Annotated in this window: 13 protein-coding genes and 2 rRNA genes (1 of these 15 only partly in view); 13 read left to right on the top strand and 2 right to left on the bottom strand. The window is 53.0% G+C overall.

What is annotated here, in order from left to right; translation table 11 throughout:
* The 6 genes from ACTU44_RS14875 to ACTU44_RS14850 form a co-directional block, all read left to right on the top strand.
* A 23S ribosomal RNA gene (locus ACTU44_RS14875) occupies nt 1–1947 on the top strand; it begins 803 nt to the left of the window's first position.
* 119 nt (nt 1948–2066) lie between these two features.
* Nucleotides 2067–2181, top strand: a 5S ribosomal RNA gene (gene rrf / locus ACTU44_RS14870).
* A gap of 312 nt (nt 2182–2493) precedes the next feature.
* Nucleotides 2494–3474 carry an AraC family transcriptional regulator gene (locus ACTU44_RS14865; RefSeq protein WP_462095787.1) on the top strand — a complete coding sequence of 327 codons (981 nt, stop codon included), beginning with the start codon at nt 2494–2496 and terminating at the stop codon, nt 3472–3474.
* 599 nt (nt 3475–4073) lie between these two features.
* A complete protein-coding gene (locus tag ACTU44_RS14860) occupies nt 4074–6044 on the top strand; it encodes a ricin-type beta-trefoil lectin domain protein (protein WP_462095786.1) in 1971 nt (656 codons plus the stop codon).
* Between the two features lie 126 nt (nt 6045–6170).
* Complete coding sequence (locus ACTU44_RS14855; RefSeq protein WP_462095785.1) at nt 6171–8144, top strand: hypothetical protein; 1974 nt, start codon at nt 6171–6173, stop codon at nt 8142–8144.
* A 65-nt stretch (nt 8145–8209) separates the two neighbouring features.
* A complete protein-coding gene (locus ACTU44_RS14850; protein ID WP_462095784.1) occupies nt 8210–10726 on the top strand; it encodes a tectonin domain-containing protein in 2517 nt (838 codons plus the stop codon).
* 66 nt (nt 10727–10792) lie between these two features.
* Here the strand turns inward: ACTU44_RS14850 and ACTU44_RS14845 are convergent, their stop codons facing one another.
* Nucleotides 10793–11518, bottom strand: coding sequence for a GntR family transcriptional regulator (locus ACTU44_RS14845; RefSeq protein WP_462095783.1), 726 nt, complete (start codon nt 11516–11518; stop codon nt 10793–10795).
* Between the two features lie 334 nt (nt 11519–11852).
* Here ACTU44_RS14845 and ACTU44_RS14840 point away from each other — a divergent pair, with 334 nt between their 5' ends.
* From ACTU44_RS14840 to ACTU44_RS14815, 6 genes are all read left to right on the top strand, one after another.
* Entirely contained in the window at nt 11853–12971 is a 1119-nt protein-coding gene (locus tag ACTU44_RS14840; RefSeq protein WP_181850164.1) for a TRAP transporter substrate-binding protein, read from the top strand.
* A gap of 1 nt (nt 12972) precedes the next feature.
* Nucleotides 12973–13542 carry a TRAP transporter small permease subunit gene (locus ACTU44_RS14835; RefSeq protein ID WP_462095782.1) on the top strand — a complete coding sequence of 190 codons (570 nt, stop codon included), beginning with the start codon at nt 12973–12975 and terminating at the stop codon, nt 13540–13542.
* Nucleotides 13543–13548: 6 nt separating this feature from the next.
* A complete protein-coding gene (locus tag ACTU44_RS14830) occupies nt 13549–14874 on the top strand; it encodes a TRAP transporter large permease (protein WP_114097222.1) in 1326 nt (441 codons plus the stop codon).
* Between the two features lie 129 nt (nt 14875–15003).
* Nucleotides 15004–16587, top strand: a complete 1584-nt coding sequence (locus tag ACTU44_RS14825; RefSeq protein WP_462095781.1) for a gamma-glutamyltransferase family protein — start codon at nt 15004–15006, stop codon at nt 16585–16587.
* A 118-nt stretch (nt 16588–16705) separates the two neighbouring features.
* A complete protein-coding gene (locus ACTU44_RS14820; RefSeq protein WP_462095780.1) occupies nt 16706–17326 on the top strand; it encodes a LemA family protein in 621 nt (206 codons plus the stop codon).
* A gap of 83 nt (nt 17327–17409) precedes the next feature.
* A complete protein-coding gene (locus tag ACTU44_RS14815; protein WP_462095779.1) occupies nt 17410–19359 on the top strand; it encodes a DUF2207 domain-containing protein in 1950 nt (649 codons plus the stop codon).
* Nucleotides 19360–19412: 53 nt separating this feature from the next.
* Here the strand turns inward: ACTU44_RS14815 and ACTU44_RS14810 are convergent, their stop codons facing one another.
* Entirely contained in the window at nt 19413–20462 is a 1050-nt protein-coding gene (locus ACTU44_RS14810; protein ID WP_462095778.1) for an aldose epimerase family protein, read from the bottom strand.
* Nucleotides 20463–20627: 165 nt separating this feature from the next.
* On the opposite strand from ACTU44_RS14810, the gene ACTU44_RS14805 reads away from it, so the two are divergent.
* Nucleotides 20628–21575, top strand: coding sequence for an ABC transporter substrate-binding protein (locus ACTU44_RS14805; protein ID WP_220150283.1), 948 nt, complete (start codon nt 20628–20630; stop codon nt 21573–21575).
* The last annotated feature ends 77 nt before the right edge of the window (nt 21576–21652 follow it).

The following is a 21652-nucleotide window of genomic DNA, read 5'->3' as shown; positions in this document are numbered from 1 at the left end:
GAAATCTATTTAGGTAGAGCGTCAGATGAATACCTTCGGGGGTAGAGCACTGAATGGGCTAGGGGGCCTCACCGGCTTACCAAACCTAATCAAACTCCGAATACCGAAGAGTACTATCTGGCAGACAGACTACGGGTGCTAAGGTCCGTGGTCGAGAGGGAAACAGCCCAGACCGCCAGTTAAGGTCCCAAAGTTGTGGCTAAGTGGGAAAGGATGTAGGACGGCCAAGACAACCAGGACGTTGGCTTAGAAGCAGCCATCGTTTAAAGAAAGCGTAACAGCTCACTGGTCTAAATAAGCTGTCCCGCGCCGAAGATGTACCGGGGCTCAAGCCACACACCGAAACTGCGGATTTGTTCCTTATGGAACAAGTGGTAGCGGAGCGTTCCGTAAGCCTGTGAAGGTGTGCCGTAAGGCATGCTGGAGGTATCGGAAGCGAGAATGCTGACATGAGTAGCGATAAAGGGAGTGAGAACCTCCCTCGCCGAAAGCCCAAGGGTTCCTGCGCAAGGCCAATCCGCGCAGGGTGAGTCGGCCCCTAAGACGAGGCGGAAACGCGTAGTCGATGGGAAACAGGTTAATATTCCTGTACCCGTGAGAAGTGACGGCCTCTGGAAGTAGTTTTTCCTTATTGGATTGGAGAAGCTGCCAAGGAGGTCCAGGAAATAACTCTCACATATGGACCGTACCCCAAACCGACACAGGTGGGCAGGTTGAATATACCAAGGCGCTTGAGAGAATGGTGTTGAAGGAACTCGGCAAATTGCCCCCGTAACTTCGGGAGAAGGGGGCCCACCGTGAAGGCAACTTTACGGTGGGGGCACAGACTAGGGGGTGGCGACTGTTTACTAAAAACACAGGGCTCTGCGAAGTCGCAAGACGACGTATAGGGTCTGACGCCTGCCCGGTGCCGGAAGGTTAAGAGGAGATGTGCAAGCATTGAATTGAAGCCCCGGTAAACGGCGGCCGTAACTATAACGGTCCTAAGGTAGCGAAATTCCTTGTCGGGTAAGTTCCGACCTGCACGAATGGCGTAACGACTTCCCCACTGTCTCCAACACCAACTCAGCGAAATTGAATTCTCCGTGAAGATGCGGAGTACCCGCGGTCAGACGGAAAGACCCCGTGCACCTTTACTACAGCTTTGCAGTGGTATCAGGATGTGAATGTGCAGAATAGGTGGGAGGCTTTGAAGCCATGGCGCCAGCCATGGTGGAGCCACCTTTGAGATACCACCCTTTTGCTTCCTGATATCTAACCGAGGTCCGTTATCCGGATCCGGGACCCTGCATGGCGGGTAGTTTGACTGGGGCGGTCGCCTCCCAAAGAGTAACGGAGGCGCGCGATGGTAGGCTCAGGCTGGTCGGACATCAGCTTAAGAGTGCAATGGCAAAAGCCTGCCTGACTGCGAGACTGACAAGTCGAGCAGAGACGAAAGTCGGTCATAGTGATCCGGTGGTCCCGCGTGGAAGGGCCATCGCTCAACGGATAAAAGGTACGCCGGGGATAACAGGCTGATACTCCCCAAGAGTCCACATCGACGGGAGTGTTTGGCACCTCGATGTCGGCTCATCACATCCTGGGGCTGGAGCAGGTCCCAAGGGTTTGGCTGTTCGCCAATTAAAGTGGTACGTGAGCTGGGTTTAGAACGTCGTGAGACAGTTCGGTCCCTATCTGCCGTGGGCGTAGGATACTTGAGAAGAGCTGTCCCTAGTACGAGAGGACCGGGATGGACGCACCTCTGGTGTACCGGTTGTTCCGCCAGGAGCATCGCCGGGTAGCTAAGTGCGGAAGGGATAACCGCTGAAAGCATCTAAGCGGGAAGCCCCCTTCAAGACTAGGTATCCCTATCAGATCCCTGGAAGACCACCAGGTTGATAGGCTGGGTGTGGAAGCGCAGCAATGTGTGAAGCTAACCAGTACTAATTGATCGATCGGCTTGATTGATCCCTCTTGCTACTGATCTGCAATGACTTGCGCAGCGGTAAAATCATGCAAGACCAATACATACAACAAAACTTCGCAACTAAATCACGATCTCCGATCTCTTCGCTGTGTTTGGACGGCCCGGTGGCCATAGCGGCCGGGAACCACCTGATCCCATCCCGAACTCAGAAGTGAAACCAGCCTGCGCCGATGGTACTTTGTCTTAAGGCACGGGAGAGTAGGTCACCGCCGGGCCTTCCAAATACAGCAATCATATTCCCTATATACACACGACATTCAGAAACCCTCGACCTTAACCGGTCGGGGGTTTTGTCGTTTCTGATGATAAATGTCGGAAAAAACGGTGAGGCTTGGCCTTGATGGTGTCTTGCGCATGATATGCGCGGTAAAGTCTGTTTCTTCCACAGCGAAGCTCTTGTTTCTTAGTTCGCGAGAAAAGAATACATTAAGTTCTCGGAGGTTCTGTTGATGCCCTGATCGCGTCGTCAAATGCGATCTGTGATGGAAGTTCCGCCATATCGTGGCACCATCAACAGGATATATTAGATGAATCACCTCAAAAACCATCAAATCTTTGAGTCACAGGACTTGCATGAAACGCAAGCCTTTCTGTCGGATATGAACAGTATTGACACAATTGACGCGATTGGTAAAAACGCCATCACAGATGTTTCTATTCATTCTGCAGCCCTTGCCGATATTGTCCTTCTCGGTGCATCTTTTGGGGCTGGGCGCATTCATCTCAAAACCCCGGCGACCGAAACCGATGACTTGTTCCTTCTGTTTGTGAATGGCGGAAATGGTCAGGTCAAACACGGGGCGCATGAATTTGAAATTTCGCCCCAACGCGGGCTGATGCGCAACATGCGTGTGCCGTTGTCCGCGATTGAGGAAGAGTTTTCGGCTCTTGGTGCACATTTGCCGGTTTCAACCTTGCGCGAACATGCCCATGCCCTGACCGGGCGCGATATCTTTCGCAACGAACTGGTTTTCGATGCGGCAATCGATGTGACATTGCCGGGCCAGAGACATGTTGTAGACACGCTTCACTATATCGCAAATGCGCTTGACGGGCCGCTCTATGATCTTGAAAACACGATTATTTTAGGCGAATTGCGTGATCTTCTTCTGACCAGTATTCTGATGCAGTTGCCAAACTCCTATTTGGACGTTTTGCATGACCGTCCATCGACAGTTGCCTTGCCGCGATATGTCAAGCGCGCCCGTGATTACATCCATGAATATGCGCAGACTGCTATTCATCTCGCCGATCTGGTTGCTTATGCTGGATGCGGCTATCGCACGCTTCTGTTGGGATTCAACGATGTCTTTGGCATGGCGCCCATGGCCTATGTCAAGATTGTCCGTTTAAACCGGGCTCATAATGATCTGCTTGAAGCTGCCCCGGGAACGACGGTTGCCAAGGTTGCCGGGAAGTGGGGGTTTGGCCATGCCGGACGGTTTGCGCAAAGCTATGCCATGCATTTTGGCGTTTCACCGTCCGAAACGCTCAAACGTTGTCGTTAACTGCGACATGAATCCTGTTCGATTATTGGCCTGAACAAGGCAAGGCGATCCACTTTTATGCATTGCCTGTCCACTTATGGTTGGTAATCGGCGTGCGGTATTTATTTCTTCTGGTTTGATGAAAAACTTCTGCTTAATCCTGCCCCATGGCCGGGAAGAGGGGAGCGTTTTCAATGCCGTGCTTCCTGCGCGATATTCGTCATGCGGGGCCCTAATCCCGGATGCAGAAACAAAAAAGCAAGAAGGGTCCGGGCATGCAGATCAGACGACTGACGCCAATATTAAACTATGCGGGGTTGCTGTTGCTTGCCCTGTTGATGATGATCGTGATGGATCAACCTGCTTATGCAAGTCCGCAATGGAAGAACTTGCAAGGAGGGCCCGAATGCGGCGGCGTTGATAAACGCGGCAAACTGCAAGAACCGTGCGGACGCGTCTCTGCGAAGTTTCAGTCAAAGGCTGTCGGAAAATGCCCGGATGGATCATTTTTCGATTTGGGAACATGGACCTGTTATGCCTGCCCAGACGGATATAACCGCAACGCAAAAAGCATCAGCGGTGAGAAGGCCTGCGATAAGCCAACGGGCGTAAAGCAGCTTATGAGCGCCACGTTTCTTGGCAAAAAGGAATGCCCCGCCGGTTCGTTCCTTGATAAGCGCAATGGTGGCGAATGCTGGTCCTGCCCAAAGGGATATGGGCGTACTGCGGCCTCTGTCGATAAATGGAACGCCTGTGGCATGGTCATGAAAAAGGCCGTTAGTGCCACTTTCGAAGGACGTGCCTGCCCGCAAGACTCCTTTATCGATCCGCGCAATGGTGGCGAATGCTGGAGCTGCCCGGAAGGTTTCAACCGCACAGCAAATGCGGTCACCGGGAAAAATGCCTGCGTGAAAACCATTGATTTCTTGCCGGCCACGAAAATCACCGCTTTGACCTGCCCCGCGGGTCAGATTTTCGATTTTATCGATGGCGGGGCCTGCTGGTCTTGTCCTGAAACCTACCTTCGGACAAGCTTCTCGGTAAAAAGTGCCAAAGCCTGCAAGGCGACCGAAATGAAGTGGATTTCGCCAAACCGGGACATGCCGGGTTTGTTTGGCCTGAGCCCGGCGGTCGAGGAATTGGCACTTGAACTGGTGCGTGATCGCACAGAAATTGACGAGATCATTGCACAGACCGTGCTTGAACTTGATGACACGACCCTCGAAGAATTGTCCAATACCGAATGGTTGCTGATTGAAAATGAACCATGGCGTAGTGAAGCCCTGTCCGCCTTGATCGCCAAGCGCCTGATGAAAGCAGCAACAACCGCGCCAGGACAACGGACTGCACTTGAAAAACGACTGCTTGAAGATGTCGGAAAACAAATTCAGTGGAACCGTCAATTCATTGCATCGCAGCTCCGTCAATTATTTAACAACTGGCAAAAGACAAAAGATCTCGAATTCGCGGAAAGCAGTAGTCACAACATGTTGGCATTTGCAGGTTCAGTTACTGAACCGCCAAATTTCAACGAGGTTCTCTCTGCCACCTTGCAAGCCGGTGCAATGGCCGGCACCTTCGGAAGCGGTGTTGGGGTCGGCTTCTTTTTGCAAACCTTCAAGGCTGTGTTCCCGTATCGCAGAGTTATATCAAAAGCAGGAACCAAGGCGGGGGCCGCAATTGCAGGCCAAGCAGCTAAGGCAGCGACACAAAGTACCAAAGTCCTGACCACGATCGTCACGCCGCTGGGCAAAATCTCGGTCACCATGACACGCTTGGTAACCGGTGCATCAGGTCCGGTAATGACCGCCGTCACCACGGCAATTACCATTGCCATGGAACTCGACAAGTTCATCAAGATCGAAGCCGCCGAAGGCAAGATACGCCAAGCTGAAACGATTGCCAGCCGCCCGGCCGACATCACGCTTTTGTTGCAAGAAAAAGCCGGTGATGAGCAGTTGATGTATCACTGGACCACTCTGACAGCCGGTGATACGCGCCCAAGTGCGAACTATGCCCGCGCGATTGCGTCGATCAAAGCCGGTGGCACTGTTGCTGCGTCAACTGGGCCGGTTATGCCGGTTATTGTCGGGGGAACAGCCTATGATGGTGGCAAGGCGGCAATCGCAGCTGAATCGAAAGTCCTTAACGACGGTTTGAAAAAGCAGGAAGCCAAAGTTGCCGGGACTTTCCGCCTTGAATTCACCGCAAGACCGGGGCTTTGCCTTGTTAAGCAGGAAGGCGACAGTCTTGTTGCTGTCCTTGGCGAATGCAATACGCCTGAAGCACCATGGGTATTTCCAAATGCTCGCACCAGAGAACTCGTGGTTATCGACAATTATTGTCTGAGCATCGAGGCCGAGAAACTTGGTGTTAACGACCCGGTATGGATCCGTAAATGTTCCAGCGCAAACCTCAAGACCTGGGGGCTCGATCAAGCGGGGCAAATTCGATATGTCGGGACGGGCAAACGCATGTGCATGACCGTAGCCGACGCGAAACCTGCTATTGGCTCTGTGGTGAAAATGGAACCCTGCAAAGTCAAAAGGATTGAGTCGCAGGTTTGGCGTCCCTGGACTTATGCCGGTTAATTCAAACAACACTTAAACAGAAGCAGTTCGGTCAAAACACAGAAAATGTGTCGGCCGGATTGCTTCTGATTTCATGGGGAAATTGTCGGCATCCACTCATTGGTGCTGACAGGTGGGGATATCATTTTGCGTCAGTTTACAATTGAGCGTTCCGTTCATGGACGTCGCCGCATTTGCCGTCATGCCTTGATGGGGGTGTCTCTTTTGGCACTTGTCGGGTGTCAAACCACGGGCATGGATGGGGGGCAAACGCGATCTGGCGTGGTCATGTCAATCGACAAGCCGCTTGAATATAACAAATCTGTTCTGGGCATGCCCGCCGAAGACAGTGCAATTCAGGTGCTGGTGCGTGACAGCATCGATTTCCTGAAACAGGGAAATGCCAAAGAAGCATCAAGATTGATCAATCTTGCCCTTAAGCTTGATGTGACCAATCCGGATCTGCAATTTCTAAACGGGTTGACCTATCACTTGATGGGCGTTCTGGGCGATGCATCGAAGTTCGAACTTGCCGAGCAGGGCTACAAGCAATCCTTGAAATTTGATCCGGGAAACCTGCCATCGCGCTATCAGCTTGGCCTGCTTTATATGGATCAGCGGCGCTATCCATTGGCGCAGGAAAACTTTGCTGCCGTTGCGCTTCATCATAATGATGATCCTGCTGTTTTATACAGTCTGGCATCCGCGTCCTATTATTCCCGGGATCCTCGGACGGCTGCTGCTGCGTTGAAACGTTTGATGGAAATTTCCCCGGAATCACGGGAAAACCCGGAAATCCTCAAAGCGACGGCACTGGCACTTTCGGCGATGGATGACCGGTCATCTGCCCAAGAGTTCATTGCGACATATCGTGACGTGATCAAGGATGTAAACCGTGCACGCGACCTTGATCGGCGTGTTGAAGGCTGGCAGTCCTTTTATGAAAGCGAAGGCAAATATATTCAGACCCAGTTTAGCGGGGAGCCATTTGTCGAACCGGAAAGTGACGGTGAAATATCCCCGTTTGACAGCAACCCGTTCGGCCAGACTACGGAACCTTCCGATCCCTTCAGTAGTGTACGAGACCCGTTTGGCGAACAGAATACCAACCAGACATCAACCGAGTTCGTTGATTCCGGGATGGTCGTGGTTGATGTGGTTCTGATCGGAACGCAGGAAGATGTCCGTAATTCACGGGGCATCAATCTTCTCAACGGGTTGCAATTGCAGTTTGGTGATCCGTTAACCGGTGCGGCCGGGTTGGGATATGGTTCAACGAAAACCAAGGATTATCTGGGAACCGGGCTTGAAGAAAGTACGCAGACAATTACCCGCCAAATCGGTATTCCGGCGGTGACCTATTCGCTTAACATCGCCAATTCGGCGGATGCCAATAATCAGGTTCTCGCCAAGCCAAGCCTTGTCGCGCAGGCCGGTGAAACTTCGGAATTCTTTTCAGGAACAGAAATTCTTGCCGCCGCCGTTTCCGGGGGCAGTGGGGACAGTGTTTCGGTCCAGAAAGAAGTCGGTGTGAAATTGGCGGTTACGCCTGAAATTCTGCCCAATGACATGATCCGTCTGCATGTTGTTGCGGAACGAACCTTTTTGACCGATCCGTCCAATTCGGTTGTGTTTGAATTCCGTCTTGATACCACCAAAACCAACGTCAATTCGACCGTGACCATGAAATTTGGTGAAACCCTGATCCTGGGTGGTCTGAGTGAACGCGAAACGTCAAAGACGGCGGACGGTGTTCCGGGTTTGATGGATATTCCGGGCCTTAACTACTTCTTCTCCCAACGGGTTGAACGTGAGTTTGAACGTTCCATCCTGATCCTGATGACACCGCGCCGTCCGGTCTATACCCGGCAGGCCGGGGCTGATCGTGACGCCGTAAATGGTGAAATGTCGGAACTGGAACAGGAACTTGCCAAACTCGAACGGCGCCATGGTGACTGGTACACCCCGCGACCGACATTTGATGTTCTGCGTGAACATCTTGAAGGCAAGGCATTCTTTGAAGAGTTCCGTGCTGGCGATGTTCAGATCGATGCATGGCAAAGCAATCCTGAATCTCAGCAAATGATCGCATCCGTACGGGATCGACTGCTTGAAAACTAGGGTCTGGCCTTGGATAGAAGTCCAGTCAATGGACAGGCAAAGTAACAGCAAGGGTGGATAGACCAATGAAATGTTGTTTTCGGGTTCTTGTTTCCGGGATCTGGTTCCTGTGGGCCGGATTGGCAGTGGCACAGGAAGGCGATTCCGGCCCTTGGGTTCAGCTGCCCGGAACGGCTGTCGATATCTCGATCAATGAAGACGGGCAGGCTTATTCCGTTGCATTGGACGGGGGGACGTGGCGATGGGATATGGTAGAACAACGCTGGCGGCGAATGTCGGGTGATTTTGCCCGGATATCGGCTGCGATTGGCAATCGCCCTTGGGCGATCAATTCACTCGGCGAGCTGTCACAATATAACGGATTGTGGTGGGAGCCGCGTGAAGTAGATGTTCTGGATGTTGCCGCCGATACCCAAGGCAATGTCTTTATCGCCAAGATAAATGGCGACATCTGGAAATGGTATGCCTTGCGCAATGAATGGCAACCGATTACCGGAACGGCAAAACGCCTGACCATTGGTAAATCCGGGCTGCCATGGGCGGTCACAGATACGGCCAAGGTCCGCGCCTATGACGGTGATGTCTGGCGGACCTATCCGGGGCGCGCACGCGATATTGCCTTTGGTGCGACGGATGTTGTCGCCATGGCCGATGACGAGGGGCTTGTACGTATTTGGCTGGCCGCGCGCAAAAGATGGGAAATTGTCGGAGGTGTGAAGGATATTGTCAGTCTGGCCGTAACGCCGCAAGGCAACATCTGGGCGGTCCGAAATGATGGACTGATCTTTGCCAATGGCGGGCTGACGAGTGATGGCACCTCAGATGAGGTAACTGATCTTTCTGCGACAGTACCACGCCCAAAAGAAGCCAATGCGCCGGTCAATGTCGCAACCGATGCCGTTGCCGAAGTTGCAGCAGCACCCGTTGATGCCGCGCCATCTGCGGTTGCGCCCGGTGTGGTCGTGCCGGGGTCAAGCAACGCCGAGGCAACCTCGTCAGGCGATAGTTCAGGCGGGAATAATATCTTTACCGATCCGGTAACGGTCACGACAACCGATGCTATTGTCTTTGTAAATACACTGAAATCTGCCGCATCTCTTGCGATTGGCGGGGATGGCAGTGTATTTGGCCTTGATGGTGCGGGCGGGGTTTTACGGTGGTCGAACCGGCGAAACGAATTTGAAAGCTTTCCCGGTGAATTGGTGCGCGTCACCGTTGATCGCGACGGCAATCCATGGGGCATTTCCGCACTCGGGCGGGTGTTTCGCCATACCGGTACTCTTTGGAAGCAGATCACGGGCGCGACCGGATCAGATATATCCGCAGGCTATGACGGGACTGTTTTGCTGACCAATGCCCAAGGCCGGATTTTTCGTCTGAACGATGCCCAAACCCGTTTTGAAATGATTTCGGGAACCGGGGCATCCCTGATTTCCGCCGGGCCTGATGGTACGCCTTGGGCGGTTAGATCCGATCAGCTTGTTCAGCGCTGTGACACCAATCCGTGCGAGGTTTTTCCGCAAAAGGCCAAGTCGATCTCGGTTGGGCCGGATAACAGCGTTTATATCGTATCAGCCAATAATTTGCTGATGCGACTGGATCAGGACGGCAAATTCAACCGGGTTCAGACACCGGGGCATACGCCTGCGACAGTAGCGGTTGGTCCGATGGGATATCCTTGGGTGGTCAGTGACAAAGGGATCGCATTATCCTCAAAGTTCTTTGATCGTGACGAAGGTTCTGACCTGATGGTTGCCAATGCCACCAGTGGTGACACGGTGGGCACGGGTGAAACCGACCAGGTTGTCAGTACCGAAACATCCGGCATTGTGTTTCGAAAGAACATGCGATTTTCAACCGTGCCGATGGATCAAAGAACCAGCGCGGGGCAAGTCGCAACCGCCTCAGATGGTTCTGTCATTATTGGCGGCGGCGACCAGGGATTTGAAAAATATGACGAAAAACGCAAAAAATTCGTCCAGTTCTCGTCAAATCTGGTGGATTCGTCACGCACTTTTTCCGCCATTGATATCGCGCCAAATGGCGATATTTGGGCCATAGCTTCAAGTGTGACCGCAGAGCTTTACCGTGAACGTGATCAGGTCGTTAAGGAGTATTCAGTTAGTGGATATTCCCCGAGTGAAGTGACCGTCGCACCGGATGGGACTGTCTATGTGACTTTTAGATCAGGCAGCGACACGTTCCTCTATAGCAAGGCGGAAACCTCCGAAGAATTCAAGCGTTTCAGTGACTTCAGTATGGTTCTTGTGCCAGGGGCCGGGCCGGGAAACGATATCTGGATTGTTGATAGAAACAATCTGGTCCGGCAGTGGAATGGGTCAAGCTTTGAGCTGCGGCCAAAACGCGGAAGCCAGAAGGCTTCAACGATTGATGTGGGCGCGAACGGAACGGTTTATATCAGGGACACCAACAATAATGCCTTGCGCAAATGGAATGGTGCCAATGACAGCTTTGACGAAGTCAATAATGCACCGCTAGGTTCGATTGCTGTCGATGCTGATGGGCGTCCGTGGATTGCAACCGGCGGCTCTTCTCCGACCATCAGTCGCGCCAGAGACTGACGGGCTATAATCCTGCGCGCGGGCAGACTTTCCCAAGCACGTTAAATCCCCGCCAATGGTTTTGTCTTACTTGAAGGCAGGCATGTCATTGGCGGGCGAGGCTGCGCGCAGGCTGATCAGATAATCCTGACTGATGTCATGCACTTCCATGATGTGCGCATACAGCAATTCTTCGGTCGCCTTGCTGTCGCCGCGTAAGATTGCATCGACAATGCCCTGATGTTCCGCGTGCGAGGATGCAAGGCGCGCAAGGCTTGTGAATTGTACCCGTCTGAACGGGGCAACCCGGCGCCGGACAGATAATGTCACATCGACCAGAACTTCATTATGCGACCCACGATACAGCGTGTTGTGAAACGACCGGTTCAGGGTTTCATAGCCATCGCTGTCGCCAAGCCGGACTGTCTCGGCCAATTCATGATGGATCTTTTCAAGATTGTGCCGTTCACCACTGGTCATGCGCTTTGCTGCCAGTCGCCCGCACATGGCTTCAAGTTCGGCCATGCTTTCAAACATCGCTGTCAGGCGTTCGGGGGTGGCGAGTGAAACATAGACCCCCTTGTTGGGAATCTTTTCGGCAAGTTCGGTCGCGGTGAGCAATTGCAGCGCTTCGCGAACCGGGGTGCGCGACACGCCAAACCGTTTGGCCAGAAGCGGTTCTTCCAGTCTTTGCCCCGGTGGCAGCTTTCCCCTGACGATATCGTCTTCAAGCACCTGACACAGCTGCTGGGCAATGCCAAGCGGTTCTGTCTGTTCGGTTGGCGCAAAGAGCGTTTGACGAAGCTCGGTCATCTGATGTTTGAGCCCTTCTTGCGAGGTCTGGAAGCATTTCCCTTTTGGTAATGTATACACGAATTTTACCGGGAAATCCAAGCATCCTGCTGCTTGTAAAGCGGGGTGTGATTCTTCAGTCATGTTTTGCACAATAATTATGCATAAATAATATGCTGCATATAAAAATGATCATAAATAATGCATCGTGCGTGGTGATTGACGTGTCGAAATATTATTAAGTTATTGAAAAATATAGATTGGCATGTGTGTTGCAGGATGTATACACAATGCGGATTGCATTCCGTTGAGATTACTTTTCATAGAAATAGCTATCTCTATCAGGGAGACATCAATGACAAACGTTAAACGGCGCGACTTTCTGACGAAGTCGGCAATCGGGGCTGCAGCCACCGGGGCCGCCGTCATCGCAGCACCAAACATCGTGCGTGCAGAAGAAACCTTTAACTGGAAAATGACCAATGCCTATGGTCCGGGTTCGCCATTTTATGTGACCGGTCCGGGCAGCCCGGAAGACTTCTGTGCGCGGGTAAGGGAGATGTCGAACGGGCGTCTCAATATCCAGCATTTCGCCGCAGGCGAGCTGATCCCGGCCCTTGAGGGCTTTGACGCCGTTCAGGCCGGTACGGTCGAAATGAATGCCGCCAATGCTTATTTCTGGGCAGGTAAAATCTTTGCAGCCCAGTATTTCACCACGGTTCCGTTCGGCCTGAACTTCCAGGGCATGAATGCATGGCTTTATCATGCGGGCGGGCTTGATCTGTGGCATGAAGTTTATAAGCCATACGGGCTTGTTGCCTTCCCGATGGGCAATACCGGCGTTCAGATGACCGGCTGGTTCCGCGAGCCGATTGAAAGCCTTGATGACTTCAAGGGCCTGAAAATGCGTATTCCGGGTCTGGCGGGCAAGGTCTATCAGCAGATCGGTGTTGAAGTGAAGCTGCTTCCGGGCGGGGAAATCTTCCCGGCACTGGAACGTGGCGTGATTGATGCTGCCGAATTTGTCGGTCCCTATCAGGATCGTCGTCTTGGTCTGCAGAAGGCCGCAAAATATTACTACACCACCGGCTGGCATGAGCCGTCCAACGTGACCGAGCTTCTGATCAATCAGAAAGCCTGGGAAAGCCTTCCGGCCGACCTTCAGGCGATTGTCAAGAACGCGGCACAGGCCTGCAACCTTGACAGCCATTCCTGGTGCGAAGCCAATAACGCAGCAGCCCTGCGTGATCTGGTCGAGAACTTTGGCGTTACCGCCCAGACACTTCCGGACGAAGTGGTGACCAAACTTAAGGGCATCACCAAGGAAACCCTTGAAGCCGAAGCTGCCAAGGATCCGGTCACCAAAAAGGTCCATGAAAGCTTCATGGCGTTCCGTGATACGCATCACGAATGGGCCGCTGTCAGTGAAAAGCCCTATCACGGCATCATTTCATCCAAAGACGGGATGAGCTGATATGAAGTCGACCCGTACTGAGCCGTTATTCGACCGTGTTCTTGGCCTGATTGTTGATATTGCCGGATGGGGGGCTGCGATCAGTGGTCTGGCCCTTGTGCTGGTGGTCGGGGGGAATGTGTTGTTGCGCTATCTGTTTAACTCCGGAAGTGTGGCTATGCAGGAACTTGAATGGCATCTGGTGTCGCCGATTGCCCTGATGGGCATGGCTTACGGGATGCGCCACGGCGGTCATGTGCGGGTCGATTTTCTTTATGAACGTCTGGGCCCCAAAGCCCAGGCGATCATTGACCTGTTTTCAGCACTCCTGATGGCTGTTCTTGGCGGGGCATTGATCTGGTTTTCGATCCCCTATGTCGAACAATCCATCATGATGGGCGAAGGGTCCCCCGATCCGGGAGGCTTGCCATATCGCTTTTTGCTGAAGGCCTTCATTCCTGTCGGATTTGGCTTGTTGCTTGTTCAGGCAATTTCGCAAGCCTTGATGAATTATCGCCAGATCCGCGTGGAAGATGACGCACCCGCCTATAATACGTCCGCCGCGGTTTCGCAGAGCGGTGCAGGAGACTAATCAGACATGACCGGAAATGAATGGCTGGCCATCGGCATGGTCGGGGGCTTCTTTGGCTTCCTCGTGCTCGGTGTGCCAGTGGCGATCTCGCTTGCGATTTCGGGATTTGCCTTTGGGATTATGGGGTTTGGCACCGGCCTGTTTAACCTGTTGCCCGCACGTGTCTACGGGGTTGTGACCAACTATACGCTGCTTGCCTTGCCGCTTTTCATCTTCATGGGCGTGATGCTTGAAAAGTCGAAGCTTGCCGAAGAACTGATTGATGTGATCGGCCATGCCATGGGCCGCCTCAAGGGCGGCATGGGGTTGGCGATTGTCATTGTCGGGGTTCTGATGGGGGCATCGTCGGGCGTGGTTGGGGCAACCGTTGTGACGGTCGGATTGCTGTCGCTACAGCCGCTGATCAATCGCGGTTATGACAAGGGGGTGGCAAGCGGGGTGATCTGCGCGTCCGGAACGCTTGGGCAAATCATTCCGCCCAGTCTGGTTCTGATCCTGCTTGCCGATATTCTGGGTGAGTCTGTTGGTACGCTGTTTGCCGCGGCAATGGTGCCGGGATTGATCCTTGCCGGCATGCTTGGGCTTTATCTTGTGCTGCTTGGTATTTTCAAACCGGAAATGGTACCGGCCATCCCGCAGGACGAACGCGATGCACTCGGTTCGCGTGATTTGCTGATCAAGATCGTTAAGGTGGTTTTGCCGCCGCTCGCCCTTGTGTTTGCTGTGCTTGGATCAATCGTCGGCGGTATTGCAGCCCCGACCGAGGCCGCATCGATGGGGGCACTTGGTGCTTTGTTGCTCGCACTTTTCACCGGTCGGCTAAGTCTTGGTGTGATGCGCGAAGTCCTGCACGATACCCTGATCACCAGTGCAATGGTGTTCTTTATCCTGATCTGTGCGCAGCCCTTTGGTCTTGCCTTCCGGGGGCTTGGCGGCGAAGGCCTTGTTCATGCGATGTTTGAATGGGTGCCGGGCGGGGATATGGGCAACCTTCTGTTCATGATGGGGGTGATCTTTATTCTTGGCTTCTTCCTTGAATGGATCGAGATTTCCTATATCGCGCTTCCGATGTTCCTGCCGGTATTTCTCAATAGCGGGATCGACATGGCATGGCTTGCCATTCTGGTGGCGATGAATTTGCAAACGAGCTTCCTCACACCTCCCTTTGGCTGGGCACTGTTCTTCCTTAAGGGGGTTGCACCGCCTTCGGTGTCGACAACTGATATCTATCGCGGGGTGATACCGTTTATCGGCATTCAGGCGCTTGCCCTTATATTGCTGTTTATCTTTCCTGAGCTGACAAGCTGGTTGCCTGATCTGATCGGGTGGTGATGAAATCATTCTACGATGTGAAAAGCCGCTGAACTGAAAATCAAAACGGCGCTATGAACAAAAGTCACGGACATGCCGGGGAGCAAGCCCGGTATGTCCGAAGCGTTACGGCAGGGAGGCCGAAAGACAATGTTACGTTCCAGAACCGCCCTTGGGGGCATGGTTACCGCCCCGCATCATCTGGCCGCACAGGCCGGGCGTGATATCCTGCGCAACGGCGGCAACGCGGTCGAGGCGATGATTGCCGCAGCCGCCACCATTGCAGTTGTCTATCCGCATATGAATGCGATTGGCGGCGACGGGTTCTGGCTGATCGCAGAACCGGGCAAGGATCCGGTTGCCATTCGGGCCTGTGGCGGGGCGGCAGAGGCGGCAACGCCGGACTTTTATCGCGAACAGGGTCATGCGGCGATCCCGGCGCGCGGGCCGCTTGCCGCACTGACGGTGGCGGGGGCGATTGGTGGCTGGATCAAGGCAGCCGAAATTGCCAAGGGGCTTGGTGGCAAGGTTCCGCTGGCACGTCTGCTGGAAGATGCCGTACATCATGCCAAAACCGGCGTTCCGGTAACACAGTCCCAGGTCGAGCTGACCACCACCAAGATGGCGGATCTTAAGGATGTGCCTGGCTTTGTTGAGACCTATGCCGCCAATGGCATTCCCGAAATTGGTGACGTGTTAAAGCAGCCCGCCCTTGGCGCGACGCTTGAACATCTGGGCAAGGCCGGACTGGATGATTTCTATCGCGGTGACGTCGCGCGCAGCAACGCCAAGGGGCTGTCGCTGGTTGGAAGCCCGATTGCACTTGCCGATCTGGAAAGCTATCACGCCAAAGTCATGACACCGCTTTCGGTCAGACTTTCGGCCGGAACGGTCTTTAACATGGTGCCGCCGACCCAAGGGGTTGCGTCATTGATGATCCTTGGCCTGTTTGATCGTCTTGGTGTCAGCGCGGCAGACGGATTTGATCATATCCATGGACTGATTGAATCGACCAAGCGCGCCTTTATCGCGCGCAACAATCATGTCGGCGATCCCGACCGCATGACCATTGATCCGATGGATTTGTTGTCTGATGCGACGCTTGATCGCGAAGCTTCCAAAATCAGTATGAAGACGGCACTGCCCTGGCCGCATATCGCCAAACCCGGTGATACGATCTGGATGGGAACGGTTGATTCAAACGGCGTTGCCGTAAGCTATATCCAGAGCATCTTCTGGGAATTCGGATCGGGCATCGTTGTGCCCGAAACCGGCGTTTTGTGGCAGAACCGCGGGGCAAGCTTTACGCTTCATGATGGCCCAAATCAGCTCGGACCGGGACGCTTGCCGTTCCATACGCTTAACCCGGCGATGGCACGCCTGAATGACGGGTCGGTTCTGACCTATGGCACCATGGGGGGCGAGGGACAGCCGCAAACCCAGTCAGCCGTCTTTACCCGAAATGTCCTGTTTGGTCAGGATTTGCAGGAAGCAATCACCGCGCCGCGCTGGTTGCTTGGCAAGACATGGGGCGATGAAACCACCACCCTTAAACTCGAAAACCGCTTTGATCCGGCCCTGATTGAGAAACTGAAATCAGCCGGTCACGCGGTTGAGGTCGTTGGTCCCTATGAAGACATGATGGGCCATGCGGGCGGCATCCGGTTGCGTCCGGATGGTGTGATGGAAGGGGCGACGGATCCGCGTGCGGATGGGACGGTTGCGGCCATTTGATTTAAAGTGATCCAGTACCAGCTTTACGCTTTCGTGTTGTGGTTGTGGGAGTTGAGGTTCGGTTAAACTAACCATTTTCTTTTAAGGTGCGGTTCGCTACCTTTTACGAAACTGAAAATTGCCTGAAGATCAGGTCAGTAACGTTCGTAAAGGAAGTAAAGCTGTGAGCGCTTTTTCTGCAATCCTTATTGGTTTGACCGTTCTTCTTGTACTTCTGCTGCTGTACGGCGTGAGCATATACAACCGCTTGGTGTCGTTGCGTCAATCAGCCCGCGAGGGTTGGAGTGGCATTGATGTGCAACTTAAACGTCGCAGCAACCTTGTTCCAAATCTTGTCGAAACCGTGAAGGGCTATGCAAAGCACGAAAAGCAGTTGTTTGAAGAAGTGACTGAGTTGCGCGCAAAAACATCTGACGCAAGTTCGTCAGATGCAAATGCAAGGCAGGAGTTGGAGGGGCAAATGTCGACTGCGCTGATGCGGATATTTGCCGTAGCAGAGGCCTATCCGGAATTGCAGGCGGACAAGACCTTCATCGAGCTTCAGCAGTCTTTGTCTGAGCTGGAAAATCAGATCCAGATGGCGAGACGCTATTACAATGGCACCGTGCGGGATCTCAATATCGCCGTGCAATCGTTTCCAAGCAATATCGTCGCCGGTAGTTTTGGCTTTGTTGAGGGCAGCTACTACGAAGTTGAGCACGCGATTGAGCGTCATGTGCCTGGCGTGAAGTTTGATTGATGTTTGCTAGGGCGTCCAAAAAATCCATCATTTGGATGAATGCCGGTCCTGCTATCAGGCTGTGGCTTTGGTTGGCAGTGTTCATGACGCTGATAGTCTCCAATGCTTCCGTTTTTGCGCAGGCTATCGGGGCCGCGTCGGGCGAACGGATAACCACATTCAGATCGGAGGTTTTTGTTCAGCAAAACGGCGGCATTCGTGTCATTGAAGACATACATGTCGAAGCGCAGGGAGAGCTGATCAAAAGAGGTATTTATCGTGATTTTCCATTGGTTACGATGAATGCTTTGAAGTTCTATGATCTTGCCGATATTCAAATCGAAAGTATTTTGCTTGATGGGCGGATCGTGCCGTACCATACGGAAAAGCTGGATGGTGCAATACGGATTTACATGGGCGATCCACAGCGCACCCTGTCAATTGGTGAGCACAAGTTCACAATCACATATTTCCTGAATAATCAGATATCGCTCGGAGAAGGTGTCGACGAGCTTTACTGGAACGTCACCGGTAATGACTGGCAGTTTTCAATCGATATTGTTGACGCAAAAGTTCATCTACCTGTTGGGGCCGAGGTCAATGATCTGGCCGTATATGTTGGACCCCAAGGCCAGAAGGGGGGCCGTTATGAGGTCCTGTCAGGTGCAGGAAACTTTGTAGAAGTTAGAAATGCAGTTGCCTTGTCAAAAGGAGATGGGCTGACCATTGCGGTGTCATGGCCATCCGGATATGTGAGCCATCCTGCTTTCGTCAATGCAGTAGGAAAGCTTGTTTCCGATAACCTCGGAATTTTCATCGGCATGACTTTGTGCTTGCTGCTTTTGGTTTATCTGACGTTCTCCTGGCGCAAATTTGGCAAGGATCCAAAACCACCAACTGTTGTACCTCGGTTTGAGCCGCCTGTTGGAAGATCTGCAGCAGAAGTCGGGTTCCTGTGGTGCAATGCAAAAGGCGGTCAGAATTTCGCAACCAAGGCATTCGCCGTTGTGTTGACGAGTTTGGCGGTAAAGAGATGCCTGACGATCAGTGTGACCGGTAAGGGGGAATACATCCTGTCAAAGCTGCCAGGCGTGCGCGATGACCTGCCAGATGACGAGCAAACTGTCTTGAACTCGTTGTTGCGCCAATCGGATGTCAAGGAAATCACCATTGGCCGCGAGTACCGAAAGGAAGTTGAAAGTGCACGGAACTCGTTGCTTAACCGGTATTCTGCTGCTCAAAGATCCGGTTATTTCGTTCGGAATGACTTTCCCTGGAAAATTGGTTTTGTAATGGCCGTACTGGCCGTCGCTGCCGTGGTTATGCTTGACCCTGTAATTGGTGCGCGTGATCCAGAATCTTTCATTGGTACTGCGATTGGAAGCATCATGCTCGTAGGTGCCATAGTTCTGATCTTTAATTTTTTGCAGGCAATTCTGGCAGGGATTGTCGACCGAGGTAAGCCTGTCGAAAGGGCGATAGGAAAATTGGTTATAGTAAGTTTGGGATTTATGGCTCCGGCATGGGTTTTTGGCTTTATCCTGCTAGGAGCGATGTCACCCGTTGCGTTATGCGTTGCTGTTTTTGCTATTGTTGTCTGCTGCCTGTTCCGCATCTGGATGGAAGTTCCAACACAAGAATTCTTGAAGCTCCATGCCGAGATTGAGGGATATCGTCGTTACCTTACTGTGGCGGAGCAGGACCGAATGAACTTCATGAACCGCGAAATGGGGGATGCTATTGCGATTTTTGAAAAGCATTTGCCGTTTGCTATGGCGCTCGATGCAGAAGACGTCTGGACGCAGCGGTTTGAAGATTATCTGCGTTCATTGCCCTCAGAAGCCGATGGTCGGAACAAGGAATATAATCCAGCGTGGTACAGAGATGGTCGTGGGTGGCAGAATATAGGCAGTTTCAGTAGCAGCTCTGTCGGCCAGCTAAGTGCTGCTGCGGTATCTTTCGGTGCTCCAACAATTTCTTCTGCCGGAATTGCATCTGGTGGTGGCGGCTTTTCCGGCGGCGGTCGAGGTGGTGGCGGCGGTGGCGGTTGGTGATAGCGATGTTGCGTGTCCAGAAAAAAAGCCCCGCAAATGCGGGGCTTTTTCGTTTAGGTAAACTCCCACTCGATCACATGGCGATAGGTTTCACCGGGATTGAGCCAAGGGCTTGGGAAGTCTGTGCGGTTAGGGCTGTTGGGATAGGTTTGGGGTTCCAGCGCAATGCCTGCGGATGTGTGCAGGGGAACACCGGTTTCGGTTTTCATCGTCTCGTTGAAATGCTGGGCAAGGTAGAATTGTAGCCCGGCCTCGGTCGAGAACAGTTTGATCGAACGGCTGCTTTCAGGATCGGACAGGGTGGCGATTGGGCGCAGTGCGCCGCGATCACCGGTCAGGCAGAAATTATGATCAAAGCCCTGTGTGGCGTTGGGCTGCATGTCTGAAATGCGGGCCGGGCTGCGGAAGTCATAACCGGTCCCGGCCACGCCACGGGCATCCGCAAGAGGGATCAGCTTGTCATCGACCGGAAGCCATTGATCGGCATTGATCTGTAAAACGTGGTCCGCTGCGGTTTGATCGAATTTGCCCGTCAGGTTCCAATAGGCGTGGCTTGTCATATTAACCGGGCAGGGCGCATCACAGGTCGCCGTGATTTCAAGCCTAAGGCGGTTTTGTGCAACGATTGAATAGGTCGCGGTTGCAACCATATTGCCCGGATATCCCTGATCACCGTCAGACGAGGTGAGCTGGAAGGCTACACTCGTTTCCGTTTGATCTGTCACGTTCCAGATGCGTCGATCAAAACCGTCCTTGCCGCCATGCAGATGGGTGTCGCCTTCGTTGGCAGAAAGCATGACTTCGTGGCCGGTCGGATCGGTGTAGCGGGAATTTTCGATCCGGTTGGCATAGCGCCCGCAAATGGCCCCGATATAGCTGTCCTGGGCAAGATAGGCATCATCATCAGACAGGCCAACAGCGATGTTTGTCGGGGCAGGTTTCGAATCCTCATACAAATCAAGGGCGCAAATACGCGCGCCAAGCGCAGAAACCGTAAGGCGAATCTGCGATGTCGCAAGCGTCACACGCGGGGAATTTTTACCCGAAATACGTGTTTGTGCCGATAGTGTTGCCATGTCTGGTGCGTGGTGGCTTTCAGGCATTCGATCCTCTCGTAATCCTTGATTTTTCTACGTTTATTTCATGTTGTCAATCGCTGTGGGCGATGGGGGCTGCCTTGGAATAACTATATGGTTGAGCGGCTTCAAATCATATTGTAATACTATATGGCTTTTAAGCAATAAACCACACTTAGGGAGGAAATCGTGGTGAAATTCACAAAGCTTGCAGTTTCGACTGCAGCGCTTGGCGTTGCGCTTGGTCTTTCTTTTGCTGCCCATGCCGAAATGATGATTGGTTTTTCTCAGATCGGTTCTGAAAGCGGCTGGCGTACATCCGAAACCGCGTCGATCAAGGCTGAAGCCGAGAAACGCGGTATTGATCTGAAATTCTCGGATGCTCAGCAGAAGCAGGAAAACCAGATCAAGGCTGTTCGTTCATTCATCGCGCAGGGTGTTGACGGAATTCTTCTGGCTCCGGTGGTGGAAACCGGCTGGGACCAGGTTCTGAAAGAAGCAAAAGACGCCGGTATTCCGGTTGTTCTGGTTGACCGTGGCGTAGATGCCAGCGAAGACCTTTATCTGACCAAGGTCGCATCTGACTTTGTGGTCGAGGGTGCACTTGCTGCGGCTTGGTTGGCAACTGAAACCAACGCGGTTTGCGATGTTGTTGAACTGCAGGGAACTGTTGGTTCATCTGCCGCAAACGACCGTAAAGCCGGTTTTGAGTCGGTAATTTCCAACTTCCCGGGCATCAATATCATCCGTTCGCAGTCTGGTGACTTCACCCGCTCGGGCGGCAAGGAAGTCATGGAAAGCTTCCTGAAAGCTGAAAACGGCGGCAAGGACATCTGTGCTGTTTATGCACATAATGATGACATGGCGCTGGGTGCAGTCCAGGCGATCAAGGAAGCCGGCCTTAATCCGGGTGATGATATCAAGATCGTATCGATCGATGCGGTTCCTGATATCTTCAAGGCAATGGCCGATGGCGATACCAATGCTACCATCGAACTGAACCCGCATCTGGGTGGTCCGTCCTTTGATGCCATCAAGGCAGCCAAGGCCGGTCAGGAAGTTCCGAAATGGATCAAGGCAAATGGTCCGCTCTTCCTGCCTGATACCGCAGCAGAAGAATACAAAATGCGCAGCAAATAACAGCCCGACCCGGCATCATGAACGTGTTCGTGACGCCGGGGACGACTGGCTTGCCATTGCAATGACGTACCCCGGTC

This window comes from Thalassospira sp. SM2505, assembly GCF_054901115.1.
This window is presented reverse-complemented; position numbering and strand designations above follow the sequence as displayed.